Source organism: Nonomuraea sp. NPDC051298 (genome assembly GCF_055586305.1).
This window is the reverse complement of sequence record NZ_JBVJIM010000024.1, coordinates 116,046-142,690: the sequence shown is the minus strand read 5'-3', so window position 1 is coordinate 142,690 and position 26,645 is coordinate 116,046. Positions and strand designations below refer to the sequence as shown.

General features: G+C 69.2%; 31 protein-coding genes. 17 read left to right on the top strand and 14 right to left on the bottom strand.

Features of this window, described 5'->3' with window-relative positions; all coding sequences use genetic code 11:
• Window positions 1-123 precede the first annotated feature (123 nt).
• The 3 genes from ACZ6S0_RS42760 to ACZ6S0_RS42750 all read right to left on the bottom strand — a co-directional run bounded on the left by ACZ6S0_RS42760 (window position 124) and on the right by ACZ6S0_RS42750 (window position 2,232).
• Window positions 124-630 carry an MMPL family transporter gene (locus ACZ6S0_RS42760; protein WP_465925067.1) on the bottom strand — a complete coding sequence of 169 codons (507 nt, stop codon included), beginning with the start codon at window positions 628-630 and terminating at the stop codon, window positions 124-126.
• A 407-nt stretch (window positions 631-1,037) separates the two neighbouring features.
• Window positions 1,038-1,418, bottom strand: a complete 381-nt coding sequence (locus ACZ6S0_RS42755) for a hypothetical protein (protein WP_465925064.1) — start codon at window positions 1,416-1,418, stop codon at window positions 1,038-1,040.
• A gap of 40 nt (window positions 1,419-1,458) precedes the next feature.
• Entirely contained in the window at window positions 1,459-2,232 is a 774-nt protein-coding gene (locus ACZ6S0_RS42750) for an SDR family NAD(P)-dependent oxidoreductase (RefSeq protein WP_465925063.1), read from the bottom strand.
• An 88-nt stretch (window positions 2,233-2,320) separates the two neighbouring features.
• Between ACZ6S0_RS42750 and ACZ6S0_RS42745 the strand changes: the two genes are divergently transcribed.
• The gene (locus ACZ6S0_RS42745) at window positions 2,321-3,178 is read left to right on the top strand and encodes a helix-turn-helix transcriptional regulator (protein WP_465925062.1); all 858 of its coding nucleotides are present in this window, start codon (window positions 2,321-2,323) and stop codon (window positions 3,176-3,178) included.
• Window positions 3,179-3,636: 458 nt separating this feature from the next.
• Here ACZ6S0_RS42745 and ACZ6S0_RS42740 read toward each other — a convergent pair whose 3' ends face one another.
• Entirely contained in the window at window positions 3,637-4,284 is a 648-nt protein-coding gene (locus ACZ6S0_RS42740) for a hypothetical protein (RefSeq protein ID WP_465925061.1), read from the bottom strand.
• 717 nt (window positions 4,285-5,001) lie between these two features.
• On the opposite strand from ACZ6S0_RS42740, the gene ACZ6S0_RS42735 reads away from it, so the two are divergent.
• Window positions 5,002-5,253, top strand: coding sequence for a helix-turn-helix domain-containing protein (locus ACZ6S0_RS42735; RefSeq protein ID WP_465925060.1), 252 nt, complete (start codon window positions 5,002-5,004; stop codon window positions 5,251-5,253).
• On the opposite strand, the gene ACZ6S0_RS42730 is transcribed toward ACZ6S0_RS42735, so the two are convergent.
• Window positions 5,234-5,794 (bottom strand): hypothetical protein, encoded by a 561-nt coding sequence (locus ACZ6S0_RS42730; RefSeq protein ID WP_465925059.1) that lies wholly within the window; start codon window positions 5,792-5,794, stop codon window positions 5,234-5,236. The genes ACZ6S0_RS42735 and ACZ6S0_RS42730 overlap by 20 nt on opposite strands.
• 398 nt (window positions 5,795-6,192) lie before the next feature.
• Here ACZ6S0_RS42730 and ACZ6S0_RS42725 point away from each other — a divergent pair, with 398 nt between their 5' ends.
• The 7 genes from ACZ6S0_RS42725 to ACZ6S0_RS42695 all read left to right on the top strand — a co-directional run bounded on the left by ACZ6S0_RS42725 (window position 6,193) and on the right by ACZ6S0_RS42695 (window position 11,714).
• Window positions 6,193-7,029, top strand: coding sequence for a phosphotransferase enzyme family protein (locus ACZ6S0_RS42725; protein WP_465925058.1), 837 nt, complete (start codon window positions 6,193-6,195; stop codon window positions 7,027-7,029).
• A 1,009-nt stretch (window positions 7,030-8,038) separates the two neighbouring features.
• Complete coding sequence (locus tag ACZ6S0_RS42720) at window positions 8,039-8,257, top strand: hypothetical protein (protein WP_465925057.1); 219 nt, start codon at window positions 8,039-8,041, stop codon at window positions 8,255-8,257.
• Between the two features lies 1 nt (window position 8,258).
• Complete coding sequence (locus ACZ6S0_RS42715; protein ID WP_465925056.1) at window positions 8,259-9,503, top strand: DinB family protein; 1,245 nt, start codon at window positions 8,259-8,261, stop codon at window positions 9,501-9,503.
• A gap of 83 nt (window positions 9,504-9,586) precedes the next feature.
• Window positions 9,587-9,844 (top strand): hypothetical protein, encoded by a 258-nt coding sequence (locus tag ACZ6S0_RS42710; protein ID WP_465925055.1) that lies wholly within the window; start codon window positions 9,587-9,589, stop codon window positions 9,842-9,844.
• A 420-nt stretch (window positions 9,845-10,264) separates the two neighbouring features.
• Entirely contained in the window at window positions 10,265-10,687 is a 423-nt protein-coding gene (locus tag ACZ6S0_RS42705; protein ID WP_465925054.1) for a nuclear transport factor 2 family protein, read from the top strand.
• A gap of 499 nt (window positions 10,688-11,186) precedes the next feature.
• Entirely contained in the window at window positions 11,187-11,375 is a 189-nt protein-coding gene (locus ACZ6S0_RS42700; RefSeq protein ID WP_465925053.1) for a hypothetical protein, read from the top strand.
• A gap of 42 nt (window positions 11,376-11,417) precedes the next feature.
• Window positions 11,418-11,714 carry a hypothetical protein gene (locus ACZ6S0_RS42695; protein WP_465925052.1) on the top strand — a complete coding sequence of 99 codons (297 nt, stop codon included), beginning with the start codon at window positions 11,418-11,420 and terminating at the stop codon, window positions 11,712-11,714.
• A 235-nt stretch (window positions 11,715-11,949) separates the two neighbouring features.
• Here the strand turns inward: ACZ6S0_RS42695 and ACZ6S0_RS42690 are convergent, their stop codons facing one another.
• Entirely contained in the window at window positions 11,950-12,624 is a 675-nt protein-coding gene (locus ACZ6S0_RS42690; protein WP_465925051.1) for an L-2-amino-thiazoline-4-carboxylic acid hydrolase, read from the bottom strand.
• A 368-nt stretch (window positions 12,625-12,992) separates the two neighbouring features.
• Here ACZ6S0_RS42690 and ACZ6S0_RS42685 point away from each other — a divergent pair, with 368 nt between their 5' ends.
• Window positions 12,993-13,400 (top strand): hypothetical protein, encoded by a 408-nt coding sequence (locus tag ACZ6S0_RS42685; protein WP_465925050.1) that lies wholly within the window; start codon window positions 12,993-12,995, stop codon window positions 13,398-13,400.
• 68 nt (window positions 13,401-13,468) lie between these two features.
• Here the strand turns inward: ACZ6S0_RS42685 and ACZ6S0_RS42680 are convergent, their stop codons facing one another.
• Window positions 13,469-13,621 (bottom strand): hypothetical protein, encoded by a 153-nt coding sequence (locus ACZ6S0_RS42680; RefSeq protein ID WP_465925049.1) that lies wholly within the window; start codon window positions 13,619-13,621, stop codon window positions 13,469-13,471.
• 107 nt (window positions 13,622-13,728) lie between these two features.
• A complete protein-coding gene (locus ACZ6S0_RS42675; protein WP_465925048.1) occupies window positions 13,729-14,661 on the bottom strand; it encodes an NAD-dependent epimerase/dehydratase family protein in 933 nt (310 codons plus the stop codon).
• Window positions 14,662-15,417: 756 nt separating this feature from the next.
• On the opposite strand from ACZ6S0_RS42675, the gene ACZ6S0_RS42670 reads away from it, so the two are divergent.
• The gene (locus tag ACZ6S0_RS42670) at window positions 15,418-15,741 is read left to right on the top strand and encodes a hypothetical protein (RefSeq protein ID WP_465925047.1); all 324 of its coding nucleotides are present in this window, start codon (window positions 15,418-15,420) and stop codon (window positions 15,739-15,741) included.
• A gap of 218 nt (window positions 15,742-15,959) precedes the next feature.
• On the opposite strand, the gene ACZ6S0_RS42665 is transcribed toward ACZ6S0_RS42670, so the two are convergent.
• From ACZ6S0_RS42665 to ACZ6S0_RS42655, 3 genes are read right to left on the bottom strand one after another with little or no spacing between them, the layout of a single operon-like run.
• Window positions 15,960-16,586 carry a response regulator gene (locus ACZ6S0_RS42665; protein WP_465925046.1) on the bottom strand — a complete coding sequence of 209 codons (627 nt, stop codon included), beginning with the start codon at window positions 16,584-16,586 and terminating at the stop codon, window positions 15,960-15,962.
• Window positions 16,587-16,619: 33 nt separating this feature from the next.
• A complete protein-coding gene (locus ACZ6S0_RS42660; protein WP_465925045.1) occupies window positions 16,620-17,630 on the bottom strand; it encodes a sensor histidine kinase in 1,011 nt (336 codons plus the stop codon).
• A gap of 9 nt (window positions 17,631-17,639) precedes the next feature.
• Complete coding sequence (locus ACZ6S0_RS42655; protein WP_465925044.1) at window positions 17,640-18,731, bottom strand: hypothetical protein; 1,092 nt, start codon at window positions 18,729-18,731, stop codon at window positions 17,640-17,642.
• Between the two features lie 327 nt (window positions 18,732-19,058).
• Here ACZ6S0_RS42655 and ACZ6S0_RS42650 point away from each other — a divergent pair, with 327 nt between their 5' ends.
• The 4 genes from ACZ6S0_RS42650 to ACZ6S0_RS42635 all read left to right on the top strand — a co-directional run bounded on the left by ACZ6S0_RS42650 (window position 19,059) and on the right by ACZ6S0_RS42635 (window position 21,450).
• Window positions 19,059-19,400, top strand: a complete 342-nt coding sequence (locus ACZ6S0_RS42650; protein WP_465925043.1) for an ArsR/SmtB family transcription factor — start codon at window positions 19,059-19,061, stop codon at window positions 19,398-19,400.
• 3 nt (window positions 19,401-19,403) lie between these two features.
• Window positions 19,404-19,910: an SRPBCC family protein gene (locus ACZ6S0_RS42645; RefSeq protein WP_465925042.1), complete on the top strand. Its 507-nt coding sequence runs from the start codon at window positions 19,404-19,406 to the stop codon at window positions 19,908-19,910.
• Window positions 19,910-20,578 carry a dihydrofolate reductase family protein gene (locus ACZ6S0_RS42640; protein WP_465925041.1) on the top strand — a complete coding sequence of 223 codons (669 nt, stop codon included), beginning with the start codon at window positions 19,910-19,912 and terminating at the stop codon, window positions 20,576-20,578. Before ACZ6S0_RS42645 ends, ACZ6S0_RS42640 begins: the two co-directional genes overlap by 1 nt.
• A 308-nt stretch (window positions 20,579-20,886) precedes the next feature.
• Window positions 20,887-21,450: a dihydrofolate reductase family protein gene (locus tag ACZ6S0_RS42635; RefSeq protein ID WP_465925040.1), complete on the top strand. Its 564-nt coding sequence runs from the start codon at window positions 20,887-20,889 to the stop codon at window positions 21,448-21,450.
• Window positions 21,451-22,037: 587 nt separating this feature from the next.
• On the opposite strand, the gene ACZ6S0_RS42630 is transcribed toward ACZ6S0_RS42635, so the two are convergent.
• Together ACZ6S0_RS42630 and ACZ6S0_RS42625 are read right to left on the bottom strand one after the other, a co-directional pair.
• On the bottom strand, window positions 22,038-22,409 hold the full coding sequence (locus tag ACZ6S0_RS42630) for an SgcJ/EcaC family oxidoreductase (RefSeq protein ID WP_465925039.1): 372 nt from the start codon (window positions 22,407-22,409) through the stop codon (window positions 22,038-22,040).
• Entirely contained in the window at window positions 22,406-23,065 is a 660-nt protein-coding gene (locus tag ACZ6S0_RS42625) for an SDR family NAD(P)-dependent oxidoreductase (RefSeq protein ID WP_465925038.1), read from the bottom strand. The genes ACZ6S0_RS42630 and ACZ6S0_RS42625 overlap by 4 nt, the downstream gene beginning before the upstream one ends.
• A gap of 468 nt (window positions 23,066-23,533) precedes the next feature.
• On the opposite strand from ACZ6S0_RS42625, the gene ACZ6S0_RS42620 reads away from it, so the two are divergent.
• The gene (locus ACZ6S0_RS42620; RefSeq protein WP_465925037.1) at window positions 23,534-25,117 is read left to right on the top strand and encodes a sensor histidine kinase; all 1,584 of its coding nucleotides are present in this window, start codon (window positions 23,534-23,536) and stop codon (window positions 25,115-25,117) included.
• Window positions 25,118-25,228: 111 nt separating this feature from the next.
• On the opposite strand, the gene ACZ6S0_RS42615 is transcribed toward ACZ6S0_RS42620, so the two are convergent.
• Complete coding sequence (locus ACZ6S0_RS42615) at window positions 25,229-25,747, bottom strand: NUDIX domain-containing protein (RefSeq protein WP_465925036.1); 519 nt, start codon at window positions 25,745-25,747, stop codon at window positions 25,229-25,231.
• A 485-nt stretch (window positions 25,748-26,232) separates the two neighbouring features.
• Here ACZ6S0_RS42615 and ACZ6S0_RS42610 point away from each other — a divergent pair, with 485 nt between their 5' ends.
• A complete protein-coding gene (locus tag ACZ6S0_RS42610; protein WP_465925035.1) occupies window positions 26,233-26,631 on the top strand; it encodes a VOC family protein in 399 nt (132 codons plus the stop codon).
• Window positions 26,632-26,645 lie beyond the last annotated feature (14 nt).

The window sequence follows — 26,645 nt, the reverse complement described above, 5'->3', positions numbered from 1 at the left end:
CCCGCTCTCCCAGTAGCACTCGACAGCGCGATCGTCCCCGACTTCCCCCTGGCCAACAAGAGCTTCAACCTGTCCTACGCGGGCAACGACCTGTAGGCGCGCGGGGACGTTCGGACGACTGCTCTACCGCCGTGGCCGGGACGGCCACCAGTTCGCCCCGCCGAGCAGTCGCATCGCCGCGGGTACGACGATCGAGCGGACCAGGGTGGCGTCGATCACCACGGACAGTGTGAGGCCGACCCCGATGGTGATCAGGAACAGCGAGGTCGCGGTGAACCCCATCGTGGCCAGGACGACGACCATGAGCAGCCCGGCTCGGGTGATGAGGGAACCGGTGCCGCGCAGGCCCGTGACGATCGCACGCCGGTTGTCGCCGGTGGCCAGATACTCCTTGTTGATGCGGCTCACCAGGAACATCTCGTAGTCGGTCACCAGACCGAAGGCGATCGTGATGATGAGCCCCAGTGCCCAGACATCGGTGGTGCCCACCACGGAGAAGCCCATCAGCCCGGCCAGGCCGCCCTCCTGGAAGCCCCAGACGATGATGCCGCAGGAGGCCGCCAGGGAGAGGAAGGCGACGGCGACGGCCTTGACGGGTACGAGCACCGAGCGGAACGCGAGGAAGAGCAGGATCAGGGTCGACAGGCCGATGAAAGGACAGCGCCCACGGCAGCGCCCCCGTCGTCGCGTCGCTGTTGTCGAGGCTGACCGCCGGTCCGCCGACCAGGACCTGGGTGGCGCCTGCCGGGGGTTGGAGCGCCCTGATGTCCCGTACCAGTTGAAGGTTCTCCGCGTCGTCGGCCTCTCCCTGGTAGGTGACGGTCGCCCAGGTCAGCTCGGCGTCGGCGAGATGTGCACCGGCCGCCCGCGCGCCCTCGATGCCCTCCACGGACTTCAGGTAGTCGTCGAGAGCGGCCCGCTGCACGGGGCCGACGATGGCGATGTCCAACTGGGTGGGGTGATGGACGTGGCCAGCCACTTCCACGCCCGGTCCTCCCTGGTGACGGCGCCGGGCCGGCGGCGTGGCCAGGGGAGGCTCAGCGCGTTGATCCGAGGGCCGAGCGCGGCCAGCAGAGCGGGCAGCACGACGAGCGCGGCGAGGAGGCGACCTCGGTCCGCGGCAGGCCGCTGAGTGCCGCCGTGACCGCCTGCTCGAAGGCCGGGTCGTTCACCGACAGCTCGCCGGTGGGGTCGCTGTAGATCGCCACCGCGTCCGCCTGCGCCGGCCGGTGTCCGAAGTGGCTTTCCAGGAGCTCGTTGGCCCGGTACGACTCCGCGCCGGGAGGCTCCAGCCCGCCCGTGCTCAAGGCGCCGAAGACCCCGCTGCCCCAGCCGCCGGCGAGCACCACGAACAAGGCAGCCGCGATCAGTACCGCGCGTCTGCGGACGAAGGTGAAATGTCCTAACCACGCGTACACGGCGGTGCCTTCCGACTGTCGGACCGGCCGTTCTCCCAGCTCAACTCAGGCCGCCGTCCACCCGCAGCACAGCTCCGGTCACGTAGGAGGAGCGATCGCTGAGCAGCCAGGCGGCGGCCTCGGCGACCTCCTCGGGCTCGGCCGCGCGGCGCAGCGAGGTGCGCGCGTTGAGCTGCTCGACGATGCCGGGCGAGGCGGCCTCCCAGGCGCGGACCATCTCGGTCAGTGTGGTGCCGGGGGCGATCCCGTTGACCCGGATGCCTTCCGGGCCGAAGGTGGCGGCGGCCGACTCGGTGAGGCTGTTGAGCGCCCGCTTCATCGCGCCGTAGGCGGACAGCATGGGGTTCGGCCCCCAACTGCCGACGGTGGAGGTGTTGACGATCGCCCCGGTCCTGGCGGTGGCCCGGATGGCGGCCACCTCGGCGGACATGGCGATCCACTGTCCTTTGAGGTTCACGGTGTACATCAGGTCGAAGTCGGCCTCCGGTATCCGGTCCATCGGCGCCGGGGGCACCGCCGTCGCGCCGTTGTTGAAGGCGACGTCGAGCCTGCCGTACCGCTCCACGACCCGGTCCACCGCAGCGCGGACGCCGGCCGGGTCGGCCAGGTCGCACACGACGTGGTCGGCGGTGCCGCCCGCCGCGCGGATCTCCTCGGTCACCGCCTTGAGCCGGTCCTCGGTTCGCGCGGCGAGCAGCACGGTGGCGCCCTCCCGGGCGAACAGCCGCGCCGCCGCGGCGCCGATGCCGCTCCCTGCGCCGGTGACGAAGGCGATCTTGCCGGCCAGCAGGCCCGTGCTCCTGTCATCAGTCATGGCACCGAGCCTGGTCCCGGGGGCGCAGGCTCAGCCAGGCATCGGTGGTACCTGGCTGAGCACGACGCCGGGCACGCATAGTGGAAGCGTGGACAGAGAGGAACTGGCCGCCTTCCTGCGCAGCAGACGGGAGCGGATCTCCGCCGCCGACGTGGGTCTCCCGGCCGGGCGGCGGCGTCGTACCCCCGGGCTGCGCCGCGAGGAGGTGGCCCAGCTCGCGTACATCTCGACCGAGTACTACACGCGCCTCGAACAGGCCCGCGCCCCGCATCCGTCCCGCGAGGTGCTGGCCGGGCTGACCAGGGCGCTGCGTCTGTCGGACGCCGAACGCGACCACCTGCACCACCTGGTCGGCGCACCGCCGGGCCCACCGCCCGGTCCGTGCCGCGAGGTGCACCGCGACATCCTCGACCTGCTGGACCGGTTGCCGCAGGCCGCCGCGTTCGTGCTGTCCGCGACCTACGAGGTGATCGCCTGGAACGACCTGGCGGCCGCTCTGATGGTGGACTTCTCCGCGCTGCCCCGGCGCGACCGCAACCTGATCAGGTACGCCTTCCTCGGGCCGCACCTGGAGGGGACCCGGCTGCCCGTCCTGGCGGAGGCGGATCGGGACGTGTTCGCCCATGAGGCGGCCCGGCGGCTACGTGCCGCCGCCGCCCGCTACCCCGGCGCCGCCGAAGTGGACGAGCTGGTGTCCGAGCTCCTGGCCGGCAGCGCGAAGTTCGCCCGGCTGTGGGCCTCGCACGACGTGTCCCCCGGACCGAGCCTGCGCAAGACCCTGCACCACCCGCTGGTGGGCCCCATCACCCTGAACTGCCACATGCTGGACATCTCCGACCGCGACCAGCAAGTGGTGATCTACACGGCCGACCCGGACTCCCCGGCCGCGGAAGCACTGCGGCTGGTCTCGGTGATCGGCACCCAGCGCATGAACGTGCCAGGCTGAACCGACCGACCCGGGCGGCGTCGAGGGCGCGCCGGACCGACGCCTTGCTCGTCCGGCGACAGCCCCTGGCGGAGACCGGCGAACCCGGCGGCCTGGCCCGCGCCCATCGGCGAGCCGACCGCGGCGACCGCCGTGACCGGGTCGAGCACGTCGGGACAAGCCTTCAGGACGGCGTCGGCGATCTTCTGCTGCTGGGACGTGAAGGCGGGCCTCTACGTGTGTGCCTTCGTGTGGGACGCATGTTTCGGAGCGGGAGGCGTCGGCGCGGGTCGAGCAGGAGGTGGTGCGTTGAGGCCCGGCCTCGGGCCGAGCAGAAGCGCTTCCGCCTCCAGGTGATCCAGCCCGTTCGTGTCATGACGGGGGACGCAGCGTAGGGTCTGGCGGCCGCACGGGCAGCATCGGCAGCGATGGAGGCTGGGGCCGCAGCGCTGAAGAAGTCCGCAGGCCAAGCGGTACCGTCACTGGGGCCGAGGCACCGTGTAGAGCCAGTACGCTCCCTGGTTGCCCGAGATGTTGTACGGCGTCCTTGCCGCACCCGGATAACCGTACGTCGTGGGGATGTCGTTGCCTCGTGTCCTGTCCAGGGAGGCTTCGGGGGTGTCGTAGATGCTCTCGACGGTGATGGAGACCTTGGTCTCGGCCTCAGAGGCCGAAGCGAGGAGGTCGCTGTAGAAAATTTGGAGGCGGGCCTTGCAGCCCGTGCATGGTCCGATGTTGCTGATCAGGATGACCTGGATGCTCTGGGCGGCTACCGTGAGCCCTTGCTCAGTGATCCAGTTGTAGGCGTCGAGCAGCGTGGCGACCTCGCTGTCCTGCTGCGACAGCTTGGCCTCGTCCACGCTGATCTCTGCGGGACGTGTGGCGCCGTTGTTCGCCGTGAGGGTGTAGTACCCCTCGCCGGACCTGGGTGCCTTGACCGGGGTCAAGTAGCAGCGTTCTTCGTCGCCCGGGGCAGGGACGTTACCGTCGACGATCACCATGATGCGGGAGAACAGGCCGGGTTCCCCCACGCGATGGTCCCGCTCGGCGTGTTCGTGGATCGTGGCCAGTTCCCGCACGATCGCCTGGGACCGCGCGTCAGGGCTTTGAGCGTGAGTGTGGGACATCGCCGTCATCCTTCATCGGGGGATTCCACCTTCTCACCGGGCAAGAGGGAATCAAGGGGTGGCCGATGTCCGGCTCCGGCCAGTGCGCTCTGCGCGAGGATTGTCGTCAACGACGGTCGATTGCGGTGCCGGCTGTTGGCTTGCGCCGGGCGGGGCGGCTGTGTGTCGCTTCCGGGCGACGGAGAGACGTGTGCCCTCGGACCGATCATGGTTCGGGGGTGTGTTGGTGTCCCCTGCGACGGCGAAGTCGGCTGCTGTCCGGCTGGGCCGGGAGGCAGTGACGATCCGGCAGTGGGCGCGCCGGTACGGCGTGCGGGTGCCGGGGTAGTCGGGCCGCGAGGTCGTGTATGACTTCGCTGATCTGGCGACGATCGAGGGTTGTATCTGGCGGGGCGATCTCATGCCCCCCCCGACTCCGGAGGAGCGCGACGGACTATGGGCCGCGCTCGCCCGGGCCGCAGCGGCGTGATCTTTCCGCTGATCGTCAGCGCAACAGCGCGACCGCGAGGACGGGCACGCTGACAGTGATCAAGATCGCGCATAACCGCAGCGTCGCACCCCAGCCCTTGAGCGCTTCCCGCACGATCCGCCAGTTGACCTGCATAGATGGCCCCTTTCCTGTCCGGCTCATGTCGTCAGGATGTCGGCCGCCGATCTAGGTCCGCTGGGTGGTCTGGTGAGTGATCCGGTATACCCCTGAATCGAAAGAGGCCCCTCGTGCAGGTCAGGAAGTACGTTCGCATCGTCGGTGCCGAGCGCGTCCAACTCGCGGCGGTGGTGGCCGAGCGGTACGCGGCCGGTGACTCTGTCCGTGAGATCTCCGAGTCGATCGGCCGCTCGTACGGGTTCGTGCATCGACTGCTGACGGAGGGGGATGCGCTACTGCGGCCGCGGGGCCGGGCGCGGAAGGTGTGCGCGGTGGTGTTAGTCGCGGGCGTGTCTTCCTCGGTCAGGGGACGAGCAGGTTGATGGCGACGCCGATGGAGATGGATGTGAGGATGCCGAGGGCGAAGAACGTCCACTGCTGACGGCGTTCGGCCAGGATGGTCTCCTTGGTTTCGCCGAGGAGGATGTCGCGGATCTTCTGAGCTTCGTCCTGGTTGATGGCGAGGAGCTTTTGTTGGCGTTCGGCTTCGGCGAGGAGGGCCAGCCGGGCGGTTTGTTGGGCTTCGAGGTCGCGCTGGAGTTCGTCCATGAGGGTGGCCGCTTCGCTGAAGGCGGTGTTGATGGCTTGGATGCGGCGGCGGAGGCGTTCTCCGGGGTCTTCTTCGGCTTTTGAGATGCGATCTTCTTGTTTGCGGCGTGCTGTCCGCCTGCCGAGGAAGAACAAGCCGAGGCAGAGGACCGCTATGACGCCGAATGGAATCGCCCCGACCGGGCCGTTCTGGATGATAGCTGCCGCAATGACGCCTACCCCACTGATGAACAGCATGAAAAATGGAAGCCACCCTAGGAAGGTGCCGATCCGATCAAGTAGGGATGGCTTGGGCTGAGGGGTCTTCTGCTCCATGTGGACATTGCAGTGCCTAGGATTGGCCGACTGGGGGGGAAGTAATCGAATCGCGATCTCGGGTGTTGGTGTAGCCGATTGCAGTGTAGTCGATCTTGTTCTAGCTCATGATAAGTAAGCTTATCGTGAGCTAGAAAAGTAAGATCATCCCCTCGCGAAAGGCTCCTTGTCCTGGCTCAGCGAAGTTGAAGCAGCTCAGCAGAACTGATGTCCTGGCTCAGGCAACCTGATGTGGCTCAATGCAAGTGATGCGGGGGGATGTCCGGGATGCCATCGGCCTGTCTCAAGAGGGTCGGCGCGGAGACGCGCCCGGGGCCACTACGAACCAACGCAGATCGCCAGAGCACGATCCATCCGCTGGACCCGGACACCGTGGAACCAAGACCCGTGGAGCGCCCGTGACCGACCCGAGCCGTGGCACCGACCAGTGCGATGAGGAACCGCTGGTCGGTGACGGCGTCACCCAAGGCATCGTGCGGGTCGGGGACACCGTTCGCCGTCCGGTCCGGCCTTTCTCCCTGACGATCCAGGCTTACCTGGCGCACCTGCGCGCCGCAGGCTTCTCCGGGGCGCCCGTCCCTCTCGGGCTCGACGAGCGAGGCCGCGAGGTGTTGTCCTTCGTCCCTGGCGACGTTCCCCGTGAACCACTCCCGCCGGAGACGGCGAAGCAGGAGGTGCTGGTCGCGCTGGCGCAGCTCATCCGGCGACTGCACGACGTCGCCGAAGGCTGGGTCGCGCCCGAGGACGCCGTCTGGGGCGGGATCCCCGGGACTCGGGTCCGGAACCCGACCCCGTACGGTGAGCCGCTGTTGGTGAGCCACCGCGACTACTGCCCCGGCAACGTCGTCTTCCGTGACGGACTGCCTGCGGCGCTCATCGACTTCGACCTGGCCAAACCCACCACGCGGGTCGACGACATCGCCAATGCCCTCTACTACTGGGCACCGCTGATGCATCCCGAGGACCGGGCGCCCGCCTTCCGCGACCTTGACATCCCGCACCGCGTCGCGGTGTTCGCTGACGCCTACGGCATGACGTCGGAGCAGCGCCTCGACCTGGTCCCCGCGGCCACCACGATGATCAGCCGTTTCCGCGTCAACATGCGCGCCGCAGCCGAAAGGGACCCGGTGTTCCGGCGTTTCTGGGACGAAGGGCTGAAGGAACGGCTGCCTCGTGCCGAGGCGTGGATACAGCGGGAGGGCCCGGCAATCACTGCCGGAATCGCTCACCGGTGACCGTTCACTCACATCCCATCTTCTGCCGGCATCAGCTTCGACCGGCCGTGCGCCCGCGATCAAGCTGGTACGCACCCGTTGACCTGCCCGGTAAAGGCATGGCGGGCTTGGGCCGAGGCGGTGGACCTCGAACCGTCCGGTCCGGTGTTCCGGCGGATCGACCGGCACGGCAACGTGCTCGGAAAGATGTCGCCGCAGGCGATCGGCAACGCTGTGACCGACGCGGCCGAGTTGGCGGGCCTCGACGGCATCAACGCACACGGTCTCCGGTCGGGGCTGGCAACGGAAGCGCGCCGGGCCGGGCATGACGCGAAGACGATCTCCAAGCATGGTCGCCCAACTCAGGGGGCTGCACGCCTAAATGCGGACCGTGGACGAGTGGGCGGACAACGCGACGGCGGGGCTCGGGCTATGACTCGTGCCATGTGGGGGGACCCGCCGATCCCGGACAGGTCGCGCGCGAGCCGTTGGACCGCTTCCTGCGGGCGGAGCCAACGCAGCACCGATGTGGCCGGCCCACGAAGCACACCGGAGTGCCATGTCGGGCGCTGCTGCCGTTCTACCGTGCCGCGTGCAAGCAACACATGACTCCGCAGGAGCGCGCAGAGGCTGACCGGCTCGACAAGGCGAACGCTGAGCAAGAGGCCGCGGTCGCGGCCCGGCGGGAAGATCGCGAACCGGCGTGCTGGAACTGGCCGGCGCGGCTCGGCCCGCTGGAGAACGACGGCCCGGATACGGCGCTGGTGCACTGGCAGGACGGGCGGTGCGCAGTGTGCGGCAGGCAAGACGGTAGGCCCGACCACGGCGGGCATCGCCCAGGACGTCGTTTCCGGCTTCTGGAACAAGCTCCAGTCGCTGGCCAGCGGCCTGTACAACAACGTCCGCGACTTCTTCTCCAACATCGTCGAGAGTGCGAAGGCGGCCCTGGGCATCCGGTCGCCGAGCAAGGTGTTCGCCCAGATCGGAGCCTTCATGATGCAGGGCATGTCGATCGGCGTGGACAAGAGCCGTGGGGTCGTCGTCGCTGAAGAAGGTCTCCGCTCTCGCGGCGCGGACGGCGATGCCGGACCTGTCGGTGCCCGGCGTGACCGTCCCGGATGGGCTCGGCGGTGGCCGCGCCATGTCGCGGACGGTGGTCAACGTGACCAACCACTACCCGCAGGCCGAGCCTACGTCGGTGACGGTGAACCGCAGCCTTCAGTACGTCGGCGCGATGGGAGTGATCTGAGGTGCCAAGCTACTCGCTCGACGGGGTGCCGCTGGACCACCCAGCCGGCTGCTGGCGAACCAAGAAGGGGACACAGCGCAGACCCTTGCCGGGCGCGCGGGCCGTGGAGGTCAGCGTGCCGGGTCGGCACGGTGACATCCCGGTCGTCGGCCTCGACCTGGAGGCCACGAGCTTCGGCCTGACGTTCAAGGTCACGTCGGCTACCCCGTCGGCGGCGGACGGCGGCTATGAGCAGATGGAGAGGAACCTGGAGGCGTTGAGCGCTCTCCTCGGGATGCGGCATCGGCTGATGAAGCTGCAGTACCAGGCCGGGTCGCTCGTCCGCGTTACCGACGTGACGATCACGGCGACGTCCGAGCCCGAGGTCAATACCGGTGCCGCGACCGCTCGCATCGCGGCCGTGGTCGAGGTGCCGGGCGCGCTCTGGCGCGACGAGTCCGAATCCACCTGGACGGGCGCACCCAACCAACTCGCCCAGACGGTGACCACGCTCGCGAACTCGACCGGGCCCATCACAGACGCGCTGCTGCGCTTCACCGGCCCGGCCGTGCAGCCGTCCATCGGGGACGTCGTCACGGGCGGCTGGGTGCTGCGTCCGGGTGGTCTGCCGGCGGGGGAGAGGCTGCTGATCGACTGCGGCCGGATGAGGCTGCGGTCGTCACATCGGACTCGTGGGAGCCGGCGCAAAATCGGTTGCGCAGGTCGTCATGATGGTGTCATGACGTGGACAGCGCCCGACGTAGAGCGGGGACCTCGGACGGACATGGCCTGTGGCGAACGCGAGATGCTGGACAACTGGTTGAAGCTCCGCCGGGTGTCCCTGCTGCGCAAATGCGCCGGCCTCACCTCCGAGCAACTGAAGACCGCCTCCGTGGAGCCGTCCAACCTGACGCTGCTCGGCCTCCTGCGACACATGACGGAAGTCGAGCGCTGGTGGTTCCGGGAGAAGTTCCTGCACGAAAACTTGCCCGAGCTGCACATCACGGAGGAGTACGAAGACGGCGACTTCGACCTGGTGGCCGACGCCGACGCCGAGGCGGACTACGCCGCCTTCCTCGCGGAGACGGCTGCCTGCGACGCCGCGGTTGCGGACATCGACCTCGAGGAGCTGGCCGACGACCCCCGGGCGCCGACCGGGAAGGTCAGCCTCCGCTGGATCTACATCCACCTCCTGGAGGAGTACGCGCAGCACACCGGGCACGCCGACCTGATCCGGGAGCGCATCGACGGGGCCACGGGAGCGTAGCGGCTATCCCGGCATCACCCGCATCCAGGTCTTGGCACCTCACGCAGCGCCCGCCCGCCGGTCCCGGCCTCGGCTGGGCCTTCGTGCGGGGCGACGCCGCGCTCGCCCCCGTGGACGAGCGGGACGTGGCCGCCATCGCCGCCCATGTCCTGGCGCACGGCCTGACCGGCTGCATCTTCGAGGTGACCGGCCCGCAGGCGCTGACCCAGATCGAGCGGGTCGGCATCATCGGCGAGGTGACCGGCTGGCCCGCTTCCACGAGACACCCGCGAGCGAGGCCGTCCGCGAGCTGCGGCGATGGGTCCCCGAACCGGCGGTCGAGCAACTGCTGGGCATCCTGAGGTCCGCGCGGGAACGACCGCACCGGGTGCTGGACACCGTACGGACGCTTACCGGCGAACGACCGCACACCTACGCCCAGTGGGTCGAACACCACCGAGCCCACTTCCTGACCCCGGCGTGACCGTCCTCGCGCGTACGGCTGCCCGGCTCAGCACCGTCCCTTACCAGATCACCTCACTCTGACCTGCGGGAATTGCCCCAGAACCCCAGACGGCGATTGCTGTTGCGGCTGCGATGCGTCGTGAACGGGGACGGCTTCGAGCGGGGAGCCCGAGCGCGACGGCCGGGGGCAGGGCTCCGCGCTCGTGGCCTCGCCGGTGCAGAACGCCTAGTATCCCTGACAGTGACCGCCGGCTCCGCCGCCACGTGCTGTTCGGGCCGCCTGCGGCGCGCCGGCACGAACGAGGGGAGCGCCGACCATGACCGCTGACGGCACGCGGCAGGAGAGCCGTGGGCAGGCTCCGCCCACGCTCGAGTACGGCGACGCCGTCGACGCCATCGACGCGTTCATCGCCGCGGCCAACTCAGAGGACCCCGCCGAGCGGACCACGCTGCTGTGCCGGGCACTCGCCGCGGACGTGGTGTTCCACGGCCCGCTCGGCCGCGACGTCGGCCGCAGGGTCGTCGAGGACTTCATCACCGAGGTGGTACAGAACTACCGGGCGGGCGGGTGCCGCATGGTGCGGACGACCCCGGTGGACGCGCCGCACGAGTGGGCCCGCTTCGGCTGGAGCTTCGAGGCCGCCGACGTCGGCGTCGTACTGTCGGGCACCGACATGGTCCACCTCACCGCCGCCGGTGACATCGACGAGATCGTCGTCTTCGCCGGCCACCTGACCTGACCCCCTGACCTGAATCCCTGGCCGCGACGGTAGGCTCCTCTTGGACGGCAGGCACCACGCCACTGAGCGGCGGCCTGCCCATACTTCAGCTTCAGCGAGCCTGGCCATGCGCAGGAGGTCAGGCCAGTACTTGGCGATGAGGTCTTCGTTCCGGCGGGCGCCCAGCAGCGGATCGGCGTGCGGACAGCGCTTCGAGCATCTCGGCGGGACTGCCGTCCCGGATCGGTGGCGTTGCCCAGGAAAATCAGCCGTTGGCGGTGAGCTGGATCATGGTGCAGACGGTCACCGCGACCTGCGGAAACACTCAAGGTCGCGTTGCCGCGCCAGGCTCTTCCGTCAGGTCCGGGCCGACGCCGTTGGTCGTGCACACCCGTTCTGGCATGCTCGGACATCCCGTCCCACCGCTGGTTCGGCCGGTCCGCTGCTGCCCCAATCCGGGCTCGAGCGAGCCCGTCCCGGCCGATCGCCCCGCCAGAGGTATCGCCCTATTATCTGTGCGGTGACGTTCGGCGGGTGGCGCGGGAAGTGCCCTGTTATCTGCGGCATGGAGGACACGGTGCCCGTTGTGGTGCGGGGTCGACGAACCCGGGAACAGCCGGAGTGTCGGCCCGACGAGACCGACACCACCGGCCTCATCGACGACCTCCACGCCTCCCCGGGGCTGTGCGGCGTCGCCCGTAAGAGCTGACGGGCCATGGAGCGAAGGACCGCCGTCGCCGTAGGGGTTTTCGTGACGGGCATCCTCCTCGTCGTGGGGGTGATGTTCATGGCGTCCTACGGGGACCTGGCCTTCAACCGGTCGGTGGACGGCATGGAGCAGGTCGCCCGCTCCCTGGACGAGGGCGAGGTGCTGCACGATACGACGATCGGGCACCTCACGTTCGTGACCATCTTCGAGGAGGCCGGCACGGTCTACTTCAGACGCGCCGACGACCCGTCCGGGTACGTCTGGAGCCCGCACCGGAAACCCTCCGACACCTCGCCGATGCGGGGACCCTGGTACACCTTCCGCGACCTCGACCATTAGACCTTGCGGCGGCGGTACTGGATTGGCGAGCAGAGGCAGGCCGGGTCCATCAGCGCCTCGAAGGCATTGCTGTCGCCACCTCGCGCATCCGGTTCGGCGCCGCTCCCGCCCGAGGCCACGATGGAGGTCCTGGAGCCGATGATCGCCGGTTGTACGCCGCCGCACGGCGTGGCCCGGGTGCCGCCCGACCCGGCCCCGGTGTGGCGGCCGGGGCCGGGGGGCGGCTACGAGAGCGTCAGCGGTCGTTCCGGGTGAAGTGGAAGGGGCAGTGCGTGCCGCCCAGGCCGATGGTGGTGGGGCGGTCGAAGTGGAAGCCGTGCAGGTCGGGTTCGATGGCCTCGATCCAGTTGGCGTCGAACGCGCACATGGCAGGGGTCAGCTCCGGCGCCCCGTTGGCGACCAGGACGTCGTGGTAGAAGCACCGCCGTACGTCGATGTGGTAGCGCTGGTCGTCGTCGGCGGGCCTGTCGAAGACGAACCCGCTCCCGAACGCGTGCTCCTCGCGCGACTTTGACAGCGCCACCATGGCCTGGAAGGGGTCCGGCGCGGCGTCCAGCATCGCCCGGGTGCCCGCCTTCATGGTGTCGCCGAGCGGTTCGATGAACGCGGTGCGTACGGCGGCGGCGGCCGCCTCCCGTCCCAGCCTGGGCAGGAGGAACTCGTAGGCGGCCACCAGGGCCAGGGTCATGCGCAGGTTGTGGCGGGCGGGCTCGTCGACGACCATCGGCTGGTTGGCCGCTTCGAGTTCGTCCTGACGGGCCCGGATGGCGGGCAGGAGATCGCCGGGAAGCGCGTGTTCGCGCAGGGTGGCGGCGAGGTGCTGGTAGAAGCCGTCGATGAGCAGGGCGGTGTCGCGATCGGGATCGGGAACGTAGTCGCCCTCGGCGAGTCCGAACTGGTCGGTGGACATGGGGGTCCTTTCGGGTACGGCCCGGCACGTACACGACCGCGACCACGCCCGGAGGCGCGACTGGCCGTGCTCGCGACCGAGCGAGCACGCCAGCGCACTCCACCGACCTACCTGGCGCTGACAAGCTGTGTTGATATTGTCCCGCCGAGTCTGCCACGCCCGCGCCGGTCACGTCCACCGGCGGCGAGCCCGCGCGCCCCCGAACCGGAAGGGGGCGTACAGCAGCCCTCCGGCCACCCCTGTTCGTGCCCGGCGACGTCCTGGACGGCGACGATGGTCAGCGGCTGATGTTCGCGGGCTGAGCCGTGTCACATGCCGCCGTGGGCGCTCGTCCTAGCACCAGAGCAAGCACAGGAAAGGGACGCAACATGATGAACGGCTACAGCAGGCCGGCCAGGATCTTCGTCCAGGTGGCCGTGGTGGTCGGCGCGCTCACGATGCTGGTCTTCGGCGTGTGGATGCGCATCGACCCGGCGGGCTTCGCGGTCTTCGCCCGGTTCCCCAATCACGTGCACTTCCTGCACGACGCCGGGGTCTTCCAGATCGGCATCGGGCTGATGATGCTGGGCGCGCTGGTGTGGCGTGACGTGCTGTCGATCGTGCTGGTCGGGTTCCTCGTCACCAACACGCTGCACGCGGTGAACCACGCGGCCGACCTGGACCTCGGCGGCAGCCCGGACAACTGGTGGCAGCTCGGTCTCGTCTCGCTGCTGGCACTGGCCGGCCTCGTGGTGCACCGCAGACAGCTCAGCCGCCGGTCACGGGTTCACGTGTAGCCGGGTCAGGACCAGCCCGCTCCGGCGGGGCTCGACCTCGAAGACGCCGGGAATGTCCGTGTCGATGCTCAGCGGCGGCGGTCGCCCGGCGGCGAGCTCCGCTCGCGGTCGTAGCCGTGCACGTGCAGCGTGTCGGCGGCGGTGACGACCAGCTCGACCGTGTAGCCGGTGCGGGCCTCGGCCCGGTCCTGCCCGCCGACCCCGGCGCCGCCTGCCACCACGAACAACTGCCCGCGCGCCGGCTCAGCCTCTTTGTCTCGTCTCCGCCCCGCAGGCCGTCGTCGTCGCCAGTAGACCGGCGACGACGACGGCGTGCCCAGTCGGCGGATCACGCGCTCGCCGGGCGCATGTGCCGCAGGCCGTCCCGGCAGCTCGGATACTCCGGCCGCCAGCCCAATTCCCGCTTGGCCTTCTCGTTGGACAGCCGGATCCGGGTGCCCGCCATGAGCGCGTACATGTAGGGCGCCGGCCGCAGCAGCCAGCTCGGCACGGTGATCGGCGCCGGTGCCCCAGCCGCCTCCGCCACGGCGGCGACGAAGTCCGCGAACGTCACTGCGGTGTCGTCCACGACGTTGTACGCCTGCCCGGCCCGCCCACGGTCGAGGGCCGCGACCGTGGCCGCCGCCGCGTCGGCGATGTGGATGGGGGAGGTGACCCCGGACGGCCTCGGCGCCGGCAGCATGCGCTTCGACGCCATCGCCATCAGCTTGCGGGTGCCCGGCTCGGGGCCGTAGAAGAGCCCGTAGCGCAGCGCGATCCCGTCGACCCCCGGCGTGCCGAACGCCATTCGCTCGTTGGCCCGCATCGAGCGCAGGTGCCGCTCGAAGGCGCCGCGGCCGGTCGGCGCGAACGGGTGGTCCTCGGTCAGCTCCGACTCGCCGTGATCGTGGTAGCCGTAGCCAAGGAAGAACGACTGCGTGACGAACCGGTGCGCGCCGACCAGCTCGGCCGCCCGCAGCAGGTTCGCCGTCCCCTGCTCGCGCAGGTCGTCGGTGGCGTGCAGGTCGCGGTGCCGCATAGGCGTGCCGGTGATCGCGGTCGCCTGGTGGATCACCGCGTCGGCGCGGTGTCCGCGCAACGCGTCCAGCAGCCGCCGCTCGTCCATCACGTCGACCACCCGCGTCTCGACGCCGGCGTCCTCCAGCAGGCGCGCCCTGCCGGGGGAGCGGGTCAGACCAAGCACCGAATGGCCGGCGGCGAGTAGTCTCGGCACGAGTTCGCCGCCGAGGGTGCCCGTCGCTCCCGCGAGCACGACCTTCATGTGCGGTCTCCTTCTGGCTGGTGGTGTGTCATCGAGCACGTTCCCTTCCCGCGGCCAGGACCGGTTGTGCCTGGCCGCTCTACGAACAGACGCTGGAGCGCCGCACGCTGTGACACGGCCGGTGACGGGTCCGTCCCGGGCGGGCCGCTGTTCGGCCGCCGGAGGGTGCGGCCGTCGTAGAAGGTGAGCGTGTTGCCCGAGCCGCCTTGGCAGCTCAAGGCCCGGGTCCGGGAGCTGGAGCAAGAGCGGGACATCCTGCGTGAGGCGGCCGAGCTTGTCGCGGGGGAGACGAACTGGTGAACCGCTTGCCGTTGTTGAGGATCAAGGCGCTCTGCGAGGTGTTGTGCCGGGTGCTGAAGGGGGCGGCTGCCCGACGCCCCCGCACCGCCCGCTTGGCCGTGTTCCGCTCGCTACAACACACAAAGATTTACTTTGTAAAGTCGGCGGGAGAGGTTTCCTTACATATTTCCCACACCTAGGAACAAGCAGCGCGCCGGCGACCTGGAACCGCAACCGCGCCGCCGTCACCTCCTGGCTGATCTGGTGCCAGACCAAGAAGCACTGGGCGGCGCCCTCGGTCCCGGCCGATGCCGAACGCCACAAGGAGAGCGCCGACGAGACCTGCGCGGTCGCCAAGACCACCATCCACCGGCTGCTCCCGCAGCGACATCCCGCTGCGCGAGAAGACGCTGTGGCGGATGCTGTACGAGACGGCCGCCCGCGCCGCCGAAATCCTCGCCCTGAACGTCGAAGACCTTGACCTGGAGCACCGCCGCTCCCCCATCCGGTCCAAGGTCGGCGCCACCGAGTGGGTGTACTGGGACAGCGGCACCGCTCACCTGCTGCCCCGGCTCGCACGGGCCGCTGTTCCTGTCCGAACGTCGCCCCGTCCCGGCCCGCCGTCCGGCGGCCGCCGGCATCTGCCCGCACATCGGCCGCGCCCGCGTCCTGCTGGACAAGTACGCCGGGCTCGATCTGCACCGGCTGCGCCACAGCGCCGCCACCCACCTCGGCGAGGCCGAGGTCCCGCCGCAGCTCGTCATGGGCAGACCCGGCACAAGAATCCCCGCAGGGCGCTGAGGCCATCGCCAAGGTCACTGAGGTCCTGGCACCCCGCCGCCGTACCCACTGATCAACTCAGTGGCGGCTCGCCGGAGCCATAGGAGTTCCGGGCCATCACGCACTGTCCAACGTCCGTAAAGGCCGCGAATACCACAGCGGCCTGATTCACAACCTTCCGGCCGGAGGGCGGGATGGGCCTGCTGTTGAGGCTCAAGTCTGACTCGTCGGGTCGGCGGTCAGCGCACCTGGCAGCTGCTCCAGGCCCAGGCGGCGATGCCCACGCGATTGGCGGCCCCCAGCTTGCGTTGAATGTGTGCGATGTGCGTTTTGACGGTACCTGGGCTGATGGCCAGCTCGGCGGCGACGTCGGCGTTGGTGTGCCCTCGCGCCACCAGACGGGCGATCTCCAGCTCACGCGCGGTGAGCGGGTCCTCCAGCGGCGGCGGGGCCGGGCGGATCAAGTCTTGCAGCAGCCGGAGGGTCACCTGAGGGCTGATCAGCGTGTCGCCTGCCATTGCCGCGCGGACCGCTTCCACCAGTAGCGTGGGGCCTGAGCGTTTGAGCAGGAAGCCGCAGGCGCCCTCGCGCAGCGCGGTGTGGACGTACTCGTCCAGGTCGAAGGTGGTCACGACGATCACGCGGGTCTCGGTGGCAAGCTGCCTGGTGACCTCCAGCCCGTTCATGCCCGGCATGCGGATGTCGGCGAGCACCACGTCGGGACGCAGGTGGCGAGCCAGCTCAACCGCCCGCACGCCGTCGGCGGCCTCGCCCACCACGGTCATGTCCGGCTGCGCGTTGAGGATCAGCCGGAATCCGATCCGCACGTCCTCCTGGTCGTCGGCGATGAGAATCCGCGTCGTCATCCCGCTCCCGTCATGTTGGTCGGTAAATGGGCGTCATGCGGGGATCTGGGCGGTGACCTGCCATCCACGCCTCTCCGGGCCGGCCGCCAGCTTCCCACCGCGCGCCTCCAGCAGGTGGGCCAGGCTCGCAAGCCCGAAACCGCCGGCTCTGGTGCTCTGCGACCTGCCTCCGCCGTCGTCCTCCACCCGCACGCGCAGGACCTCCCCGTCCTTGCGGATCTCCACCCGCACGGTCGTGGCGTGCGGTGCGTGCCTGCGTACGTTGGTCAGCGCCTCTGTCACCACCCGGTAGGCCAACGACGAGACCTCGTGGCGCACCGCCATGTCCGGCTCGACGGCCAGCTCCACCCGTGCGACCGGTGCGAACGCTTCAGCCAGGCGCTCCAGTTCCTCGATTCCCGGCCCCCGCTCGGCCAGCGCGTGCACAGCACGATCCAGCGAGGCCAGCGCCCGTTGCCCGGCGTCCTCGATGCGCCGTAGCGCCTCGGCGACCGGCTCCGGCAGCGTATCGGCGACCACCTGGGCGGCCTGCGCCTGCACCAGCATGCCGCTGAGGTCGTGGGCGACGAAGTCGTGCAGGTCGCGGGCGAGCCAGAGCCGCTGCGCCCGGGCGGCCTCCTCGACCGCGCGCCGCCGCTTGCCGTCCAGCCCACGCAGGTAGAGCCCCACCCCCGTGGCCGCCACAGCGCCGAGCGCCCACCCGGCACAGGCGCCGAACGTCAACTGCGGTGGTCCCTGCCACACGGCACGCAGCAAGATGAGCGCCACCGCCAGTCCGCTCAGTCCTGCCGACACGCCCGCCTGCCCTGCCGGGGAGCGCCGCACGGTGACGAAGGTCAGGACCAGGAGCACCGACACCTCGCCCACCAGCAACGGCGCGCTGTCGCTGACCATCCCGGTCAGCGGATGCGCCAGTGTCACGGCCAGCGAGACCGCCCCGGCGGCTCCCGCTCCCCAGGCAACCGAGAGCCGGAACAGTGCAGCGACCGGGGCCCGGCGTGCCGCGTCGCCACGCCGGTCCTCTGCTCCGACGTACGGCTTCATGCCGCGAGCCTAACCGCGCTCGGCCGCCGGCTCGGCCTCCAGGTGCCCGCCGCGTCCGCACACCCGGCAGGCACCGCGGCGGCGCAGGTAGTAGGCGAGGGTGGCGGCGGCCAGCGCGACGCCCCACAGAGGCCATGCCAGCGACGGCGCCCACGTCGCCCACATGTCCCAGTCGCCGGGCCCGTGCGCCATGCGCAGGCGCCAGTAGGTCAGCCCGCCGGACAGCACGATCACGGACACGATCGAGGCGGGTATGACAGCCAGCATGTGAGGCACCGGCCTGCCCGCCTTGAACCAGATCCACCGCGGGTAGACCTCGCCCCAGCGCTGTACGAGCCCAAGGGTGAGAATCGCCCCGCCCAGGCCCATCAGGCTGAGGAACAGCCCGCCCCAGCGCAGCCCTGACTCGTTCAGCCACCGCCAGAACTCCGCGGTGATCCCCAGCGGGATGCCCGCCGCCCAGGCGAAGCGGCTGGCGTCGTACAGGGCAGGGACGACCGCCGCGACCACCACCGCCCACAGTCCCCAGCGCCGCGCCGCCTGCGGCGTGGCCCAGCTCGCCGACCCGTGCTCACTCCGCCCGCACATCACGCACCTGGCCGCCGTACGCCGCTGGTAGGCCAGCGCCGCCAGCGCCCACAGCAGCCCGCCCACCAGGATGATGAACAGGTTGATCCGCGACCAGGGCATCAGCTCCGACATCGGCTGCCCGCCCGGCACCCCGGTGAAGGCGAACACCGCCAGCAACGGCGCATAGGCCACCAGCATCAGGACCCGGTTGTCGGTGACCACCACAGTCAGCGCGACCGCCGCCGCCCAGGCGAACCCCAGCAGTACGGTACGGCCCCGCCGTACGCCCCGGGCAATCGCCAGCCCGGCGACCGCCCCGAGCGCGCCGAGCACCGCGATCACCGGCGCCGCCGAGTCCGGGGTCGCCTCCCCGAGCACCGACAGCCCAGGCTCCCAGTCGGGATCGCTCCTGCCGAAGGGAAACCCGCCGCCGCCGAGCGCCCAGAACAGCCCGAGCGCTCCGTAACACAGCGTCCAGACGGCCGCCGCATACCCAGCCCAGTGGGGCCAGTTCGCCACTACTTTCCTCATGGCTCAAGCCTCGAACTCGCCCCACGCCGGGCCCATCCGCCGAACGGCAGAACTTCCCCGGTCTGCACACCCCCGCTCTGCAAAAAGACAGAGGCAGATCACAGGTCACCGGGGAACCCCGGACGACACCAACATCCGCATTGACGTCGATGCCCTCGCCGGGCGAGTGGGGACCGTCTTCGCGGCGGTGGCCGTATGCGTTGACGGGCGGGAGAAGGGGCAGCGCCCAGAGGGCTGGTGGGCGACCTGCGTGCAGTCGTCGTCCGGCAAGATTCACCCGATCCCGACCGGCTTGACGCATGCCTATATAGGAATATGATTGCTCTCATGGCACGAGCAGCGACGACGTCGGACGTCTTCAACGCGATCGCCGAGCCGCAGCGCCGGGACATCCTGGCGCTGCTGCGGGCGGGTGAGCGGCCGGTGACCGAGTTGGCCCAGGAGTTGGGGATGACCCAGCCGGGGGCGTCCAAGCACCTGCGGGTGCTCCGGGAGGTGGGGCTGGTGCGGGACCGCAAGGCAGGCAAGCAGCGCCTGTATGGCCTGGACGCCCGCGGGTTGCGGCCGATCCACGAGTGGGTCGGCGGGTTCGAGCGGTTCTGGAACGAGAGCTTCGACCGGCTGGACACCTACGTGCAGGACCTCAAACAGACACGGCAGGAGGAATGACTGATGGCAGGGGCAAGGCAAGAAACGCGGGCGGGGTCGGCGACGGCCGACAGGGAGATCGTGATCTCCCGGATCATCGACGGCCCGCAGGAGCTGGTGTTCGAGGCGTTCACCGAGGTCCGGCACCTGTCGCGGTGGTGGGGTCCGGAGGGGTTCACCACCACCACGCGGTCCTTCGAGTTCCGCGAGGGCGGGGAGTGGGTCTTCGTGCTGCACGGGCCGGACGGGACCGACTACTCCGAGTGGATCCGCTGGCTGCGGATCGTCCCGCCGGAACGGATCGCGCTGCTGCACGGCGAGTCCCGCGACGACCCGAACGCCTTCGAGTCGGTCCTGACCTTCGCGCCGGACGGCGCGGCGACCCGGATCGTGATGCGCACGGTGTTCCCCACCAAGGAACTGCGCGACGAGGCGGTCGAGAAGTACCACGCGATCGAGGGCGGCCGGCAGACCCTGAGCAGCCTGGCGGCCTACGTCACCGACCTCGCGCGGAAGAGGGCTGAGGGCTGATGGCCGGGAAGGTGTTCTTCAGCGTGTCGATGTCGCTGGACGGCTTCGTCGCGCCCGAGCCGGTGCCCGTTGCGGACGAGCTCTTCGCGCCCGGCAAACAGGACGACCCGGACGTTCAGCGCTGGATGGCGCAGTGGATGGAGCTGCAGCGGTGGCTGTTCCCGCTGCGGTTCATCCGGGAGAACCTGAAGCTGGGCGAGGGCGGCGAGGAGGGTCGCGACAACGACGTCGCGCGGGAGACGTTCGAGCGCACCGGCGCGAGCGTGATGGGCAAGCGCATGTTCGACCTCGGCGAGCAGTCGTGGCCGCAGGAGGCGCCCTTCCACACGCCGGTCTTCGTCGTGACGCACACCAAGCGTGACCCGTGGGAGCGGCCGGGTGGGACCACGTTCCACTTCGTGGACGACGGCATCGAGACCGCGCTCGACCAGGCCCGCACGGCCGCCGGGGGCCGCGACGTCCGCATCGCGGGCGGCGGAGCGACCATCCTGGAGTACGTGAACGCCGGCCTGGTCGACGAGTTCTCGATCGCGCTGTCACCCGTGCTGTTCGGCTCCGGACTCCGCCTGTTCGACGGCGTGGACGCGTCCAGGGTCGCGCTGGAGCCGGTCCGTTCGGAGTCGTCGTCGCGGGTGACGCACCTGACCTATGCCGTGCACCCACGGTAGCTGCGCCGCCACCCACGTCCACGCACCTCGGCTCCGGCGGGCCGGGCGGCATCTTCGGGTTGATGTTGATCACGGGACATCTCAGGCGGGGTAGATGGTTTCCGCCGGGACACCCTGCGGATCCTGGCGTACGCCTGACCGTAACCGGTCAACTGACTGGGCACCGATGACTTCCGGGCGGCATGGGCGTCTAAAGCACTGGCGACAGGTCACCGACGGCGTGGCCAGGCGGGCGCTGCGGCCCGAGGTACGTACGTCGCCCTAGCCGGCACGGTCCCCAGACGACCCGAGACCACGGAGACGTGATCATGCGGAAGCTGATAGCAACGGTGTTCAACTACTCCCTCGACGGCCTTCTCGCCGACGAGGGCACCGACTTCTGGAAGTTCTGCTTCGACCAGCCCGAAAATCGTCAGCCCGACAACCCGGCGCACCTCGACTGGCTGCAGAGCGCCTACGCACACCTCATGGGCCGCGCCGCCTACGAGTCCATCTCCAGAGGCATGACAACCGCCACCGACCACCCGTTCGCCGACATACTGAACGCCGCGCGCAAGGTCGTCCTCTCCCGGACCCTGAAGACGGCCGACTGGGCCAACACCACCATCGCCGCAGGTGACACGACAGAAGAGGTCGACAAGCTCAGGCTGGGCGGCGACGGCCACATCGTGGTCTGGGGCGGCGTCAGCCTCTGGCGGTCGCTCATGCGGCTCGACCTGATCGACGAGCTCCAACTGAGCATGTTCCCCTACGTGGCAGGCGAGGGCACCCGGCTGTTCGACGGCGTCCCCAAGTCCTACCCGCTCGACCTGGTCTCCAGTACCGCCTCCAGCAACGGGATCACATATCTGCACTACCGGCGGCACCGCTGACCAGCGGCCGATACGCACCACGAGCGGCGGTCAGGCGAGCGCCGCTACTCGTCCGAAGAGTCCATGGCCCAACTCGAACCAACCAGCGAGTGGTCAGGGGTGAGCTGTCGGTCACGTTCGGGAGTGGGAGGCGCATGTGGGGAGGGGCCGCTGATTCGAGACATCGTCCCCGTCCCGGGATTCGCAGCGGCCGTTCCGCGTGACGGCAATCGTGTTCTTGGGGTTTTGGGTCCCTTCTCGCAGGTCAGCGCGAGATGATCTTTTCGGGTACGCAAGGCGGGGCGCTGAACGGGTAGGGCCATCAGTATGAGTAAAAAGCGGCAAGTACACCATCCAGGCACGAAAGTAGAACATAGCGGGATCTATGAGTGCGACCTGGGATGCGACCACAGCACGGACGTGAAGGGCCACGTCTTCCCGCCGATGCCACATGGCTGCGAAGGCAAAGGCTGGGTCATGCGCACGCCGACCCCGGCACGTACGAGGTGACGGCCCGCGACTGAGAGCACCTGGCCGGAAAGCACCTGCACGAGCCGAAGCCGGACGGCTTCCGCCGGAAGAGCATGGCCTGAAAGGAATGACTCGAGTCAGTTGCGGGTGGCGGCGTGATATTGGTGGATGAGCCAGGTGCCCTCTGCCTGTTCGGCCACGATGGACAGGCGGATCAGGTGGATGTCACCGGTGGGCGCGGTGAAGGTCACCTCCGCGAACCCATGCACGACCACCTGGCTCAACTCGGCGGCGGACAGTACCTCGGCCTGTGCCGTCGTACCGCGGGTGACCCTGTCGTAGTACTCGAAGATTTCCTGCGGGCCGCGTCGCAGTCGAGGACTGATGCCCTGGAAGAGCGCGTCCCGGTTGAACAGTGAGACGATCTCGGCCGGGTTGTGTTCGTTGAAGGCCCGCTGCCAGCGGTGGAGCAGCCCGGTGAGAACGTCCGCGGCCACGGAGCCGGTCATCGCGAACTGCCGGCGTGCAGAGCTTCCCGCTCCCACTGGTGTCGTGGCTGGGTGTGCAGCCGCCAGTAGTGCTCGGCGATGTCATCCGGGTCGAAGTCGGTGCCGGGCGCGACCGGGCCGGCCACGGTGACGCTCGCCACGTGCACCCCGGAGGGCCCGTACTCCTGGTCAAGCAGCGTGACCAGGGTTCGGACGCCTGCCTTGCCCAGCGAGAGGCTCACGTACTGCGGCTTGGGCTCGGGCATGCCGCCCGTGATGAGGAACGTTCCGTCGCCGCGTGCCGCCATCGCGGGCGCGACGTGGGCGGCGGCGTTGAGCGCGCCGACGACGTTCACGGCCCATGCCTCCATGTGAGCACGTACCGACAGTTCGCCGGGCGCGTCGGCCTGGATGATCGCGGCGTTGTACACGACGACGTCCGGCACGCCATGCTCGCTGACAGCCTGGTCGAGCGCGGCGTTCAACGCGGCCTGGTCGGTGCTGTCGGCCTCCAGCACGGCAACCGGAACACCATGGGCGGCAACCGCCTCGGCCACGGCACGCAGTGTCGGCCCACTTCGGGCGATCAGCGTGATCGACAGCCCCTCCCTGGCGAACCGGCGAGCCACAGCCCGCCCGATCCCCGGACCCGCACCAATGATCACTGCACTCGGCATCGACACATCCTCACTCTTTCGTGCTCCGACACTTGGGACGGTAGGGGGTCACATGGATGTGAAGGTCAAGGGAAAGGAGCCCGGACGCGGATCGTCGTCACCCTGAGACAGGCCAAGCGCAGCGGCACCACTGGTCACCCTGCCGCCATCTGGCGCACCATTCGAGAGGCTCACCCGTCGCTGGGCTGCCTCGCCTGTACGCTCCTCGGCTGGATCTGCTGGAGAGGGCTGCCCACGCCCGCAGCGAGAGGCGTCGCGGGTCGCTCTCCGGCTGGGCGTGGGCGCGCCGCCGCGACCGGTTCCTGGCGTGGTGGAGCCACACGACCGCATGTTGAACACCATCTAACGATTCGAGTGAACATTTGATGAATCGGGGAATGGTGTTCGAGGCTGAGCGTGAGGTCGCCCCGGCCTCCGCCGGGTGGCTCCGGGATGCCTTGCAGCGTTCTGACCTGGTATTTTGTAGTATTGCAGAAGGTATCCCGCGCCCCAGAAGGTGGTCAAGAAGGCTCGTACCCAGAACAGGCGCAATCCCACGCTCTCCATGATTGGCGTGAACAGATGTTGAACTGGAACCGATCAACACTCCGTGCCCGCAGGCCGTTGATGTACTGCGCTGCCACGGCACTGGTGTTCATCGGGGTCAGTGTGCTCTTTCTCTTTTTTACGGGCGACAGAGATGCCGAAAACGCCCGGGCTCGGGTCACCGGGGCGTGGGACCGCGTGGTGCCTCTCATCAGACATGGACAGCTCCCCTCTGTGCTGCCGGCCGGCAAGAACATGGCGATCCAGGTCCTGGACACTCATGGCCGGGTGGTCGCGGCCACCCCGCAACTCGTCGGCAAGCCGCCGATGGCCACGTTCTCCTCGACCGCGAAGACCGTGTACGCCGAACGGGTGCTGTGCCCTCCTGCCGGGCTGAAGGGCTGCATGACCGTCGCCTCGTACAAGGTCTATCAGCCGGACGGTCCCTGGATGCTCTACCTGGCGGTCCCAACGGTCCCCTGGTACGGCAGCGCCACAGCGGTGGCTCTCGCGATCGGTACGTCCGTGCTGTTGACCACAATGACGGCAGTAGGGACCTTCTACCTGATCAACAAGGACATGACCGCGGTGGACGCCATCCGCACGGAGCTGGCGGAGATCACCGCCACGGCCCTCGACCGCAGGGTCCCCGTGGCCGGCGACAACCAGGAGGAAATCAAGCTCCTGGCCGAAACGGTGAACGACACCCTCGACCGCCTCGAAGGCGCGTACAAGCAACTGCGGCAGTTCACCTCGGACGCCTCCCACGACCTGCGCAGCCCTCTCACCGCCATGCGGGCTCAACTGGAGGAGGCGCTCCTGCACCCGCAGGACACCGACTGGCCACAGATGACCGCGGCGACGCTCGCCGGAGTGGATCGGCTCCAGGCGATCGTGACCGACCTGCTGAACCTGGCCCGGCTGGACGCGCACGCCTCGCTCAAACGCAGCCCCATCGATCTCGGCCAGATGGTCGGCACCGAACTCGACCGCCGCACCTACCAAAAGGAGATCGTCAAGAACCTGCAGCAGAACGTCTTCATCGACTGTGACAGGCTGCGCATCACCCGGCTGCTGACCAACCTGCTCGACAACGCCGAACGCCACGCCGTCTCGCGGATCACCGTCAGCGTGCGAGCCGACGGACCAACGGCGAGGCTCGAGGTCCTCGACGACGGCGCGGGAATCGCCCCCGAACACCGGGAGAGAGTCTTCGACCGCTTCACCCGGCTGGAAGCCTCACGCAACCGGGACGCGGGAGGGACCGGGCTGGGGCTGGCGATCGCACGGGAGATCGCGAAAGCGCACCAGGGCACCCTGACCATCCAGGACAGCGAACGAGGAGCCCGCTTCGTTCTGTGCCTCCCGAGATGCGAATCGTCTCCGGTCCACAGCGAGGCACCTAGGTTTCCGCAGTCCACTGCGGTGACGCGTGCGTACGGTGAGGACGTTTGCCGCGGCGATACGGCCGGTGGAGGTCTTGGTGGCTCGTCCGGGAGCATCGGGCGCCCGCGTGCTGTCGGCTGAGCAACGGCGCGTCATGAGCCGCCCAACCTGGAGATCGCAGGGCCGTTCGGCGACCCGGCGCTGCGCCGGCCAACGTGCAGGATCCGCGATTCCGTGAGCACGCGCGGCTGATCATGAGCTTCGATAACACTCCGTGATGTGGGTCTTACGGGACAGGTATCGGCGGAGTGCCTCCTGCCCGTCTGGAATGAACCGGTGCTGCCTCACGGCTTGGCTCAACTCGGCGCTCGTCAACCAGCCCACCCAGCTCACCGCACGGGGATCGGGCGAGACTTCGCGGGTGATGACCGCTTCGTGCACCCCGAGCCAGTACGAGCCGATCTCGCCGTGGCACAGAAACTTGACCACTCCGCGCACCGGAACGTCGACGCCCAATTCTTCCGCGATCTCGCGCGCAGCCGCTGCCTGGTAGGACTCCCCGACATCGACTGCCCCGCCGAAGGTCACCTCGTGATGGCCGGGGTATCTGGACAGTCCGTCAGCCCGTCGGCACACCAGGAATCTTCCCAGCTCATCGCGGCAGACAGTGGTGGCGATGCGGTGCAGCCAGCCATGCTGGATCGCATCATCCCGGCTGACAACGCCCAGCACACGGTCCTGATCGTCGACATGTTCCACGAGCTCGGTCACAGCGGCATGATCTCAGCTCCGGACCGACGCCCGGAGCCCCCGGGCAGCCTCCGGCCGCGCCGGGACGGGGCTGGCGGGTGAGCGGCAATGGCCGCAGGGAGAAGGCCCTTGCACCGGGAGGGGCGAGTGCAAGGTGTCGCCGAGGCTCGTGCCCGTCTGGGAGGACAACCCTTGGTCGAGATCCGTTCTGGGGACGTCCATACGCTGCAGCTCGCAGCCGTTCCTGGCCTCGGCCCTGGTTGTGAGGATCCGGTGATGGGTTCTCCGGCTGAGCCGAGCCCCGGGCGGAACCCGTCACGGTGGCCGGCGCGCGAAGGAATTTCGGTGCCCCTGTCGTATCGGGGCGTCGGCCGTTCGTCTGTGAGGTGAGGGCCAGGCTTCAGCGGGCATGTCGCAGTGTCCGGCTCGCGGTCATGCCGGGTGAGCCCGACGAGACCTCGCGGACGGCCTGGGAACCTCACCGGCCGAACACGAAGGAGCGCGTCATGAATCCCACTCTGAACACCATCGACATCGTGGTGTCCGACCTGGACGCCTCGATCGCCTTCTACTCCCGGCTCGGGCTGGAGTTCAAGGTCGACGAGCATTCGCCCGAGCACGCCGGCTGCGACCTGCCGAACGGGCTGCACGTCATGCTGGACACCGAGGGCTTTCGCACGCCGTTCCTGCCCGGCTGGAGTGCGCCGGTCGGCGGGCCGCGTACCCTGCTGTGCTTCGAGTTCGAGACCCCGGCCGGGGTGGACGCCAAGTACGCCGAACTCGTCGAGGCGGGCTGTCGCGGGATCGCCGAGCCGTTCGACGCGTTCTGGGGGATGCGCTATGCCACGGTGGCCGACCCGGACGGGGGCGGCGTGGACCTGTACGCCGCGCTCCCGGCAAGCTGACCCGGGGAAGCGGT

What these genes read in the sequence shown, in the direction of transcription:
- ACZ6S0_RS42750 (WP_465925063.1), bottom strand. Translation starts at nt 2,232, where the DNA reads ATGACTGATGACAGGAGCACGGGCCTGCTGGCCGGCAAGATCGCCTTC.
- ACZ6S0_RS42740 (WP_465925061.1), bottom strand. Translation starts at nt 4,284, where the DNA reads ATGTCCCACACTCACGCTCAAAGCCCTGACGCGCGGTCCCAGGCGATC.
- ACZ6S0_RS42730 (WP_465925059.1), bottom strand. Translation starts at nt 5,794, where the DNA reads ATGGAGCAGAAGACCCCTCAGCCCAAGCCATCCCTACTTGATCGGATC.
- ACZ6S0_RS42705 (WP_465925054.1), top strand. Translation starts at nt 10,265, where the DNA reads ATGACCGCTGACGGCACGCGGCAGGAGAGCCGTGGGCAGGCTCCGCCC.
- ACZ6S0_RS42690 (WP_465925051.1), bottom strand. Translation starts at nt 12,624, where the DNA reads ATGTCCACCGACCAGTTCGGACTCGCCGAGGGCGACTACGTTCCCGAT.
- ACZ6S0_RS42685 (WP_465925050.1), top strand. Translation starts at nt 12,993, where the DNA reads ATGATGAACGGCTACAGCAGGCCGGCCAGGATCTTCGTCCAGGTGGCC.
- ACZ6S0_RS42675 (WP_465925048.1), bottom strand. Translation starts at nt 14,661, where the DNA reads ATGAAGGTCGTGCTCGCGGGAGCGACGGGCACCCTCGGCGGCGAACTC.
- ACZ6S0_RS42665 (WP_465925046.1), bottom strand. Translation starts at nt 16,586, where the DNA reads ATGACGACGCGGATTCTCATCGCCGACGACCAGGAGGACGTGCGGATC.
- ACZ6S0_RS42660 (WP_465925045.1), bottom strand. Translation starts at nt 17,630, where the DNA reads ATGAAGCCGTACGTCGGAGCAGAGGACCGGCGTGGCGACGCGGCACGC.
- ACZ6S0_RS42655 (WP_465925044.1), bottom strand. Translation starts at nt 18,731, where the DNA reads ATGAGGAAAGTAGTGGCGAACTGGCCCCACTGGGCTGGGTATGCGGCG.
- ACZ6S0_RS42650 (WP_465925043.1), top strand. Translation starts at nt 19,059, where the DNA reads ATGGCACGAGCAGCGACGACGTCGGACGTCTTCAACGCGATCGCCGAG.
- ACZ6S0_RS42645 (WP_465925042.1), top strand. Translation starts at nt 19,404, where the DNA reads ATGGCAGGGGCAAGGCAAGAAACGCGGGCGGGGTCGGCGACGGCCGAC.
- ACZ6S0_RS42640 (WP_465925041.1), top strand. Translation starts at nt 19,910, where the DNA reads ATGGCCGGGAAGGTGTTCTTCAGCGTGTCGATGTCGCTGGACGGCTTC.
- ACZ6S0_RS42635 (WP_465925040.1), top strand. Translation starts at nt 20,887, where the DNA reads ATGCGGAAGCTGATAGCAACGGTGTTCAACTACTCCCTCGACGGCCTT.
- ACZ6S0_RS42630 (WP_465925039.1), bottom strand. Translation starts at nt 22,409, where the DNA reads ATGACCGGCTCCGTGGCCGCGGACGTTCTCACCGGGCTGCTCCACCGC.
- ACZ6S0_RS42625 (WP_465925038.1), bottom strand. Translation starts at nt 23,065, where the DNA reads ATGCCGAGTGCAGTGATCATTGGTGCGGGTCCGGGGATCGGGCGGGCT.
- ACZ6S0_RS42610 (WP_465925035.1), top strand. Translation starts at nt 26,233, where the DNA reads ATGAATCCCACTCTGAACACCATCGACATCGTGGTGTCCGACCTGGAC.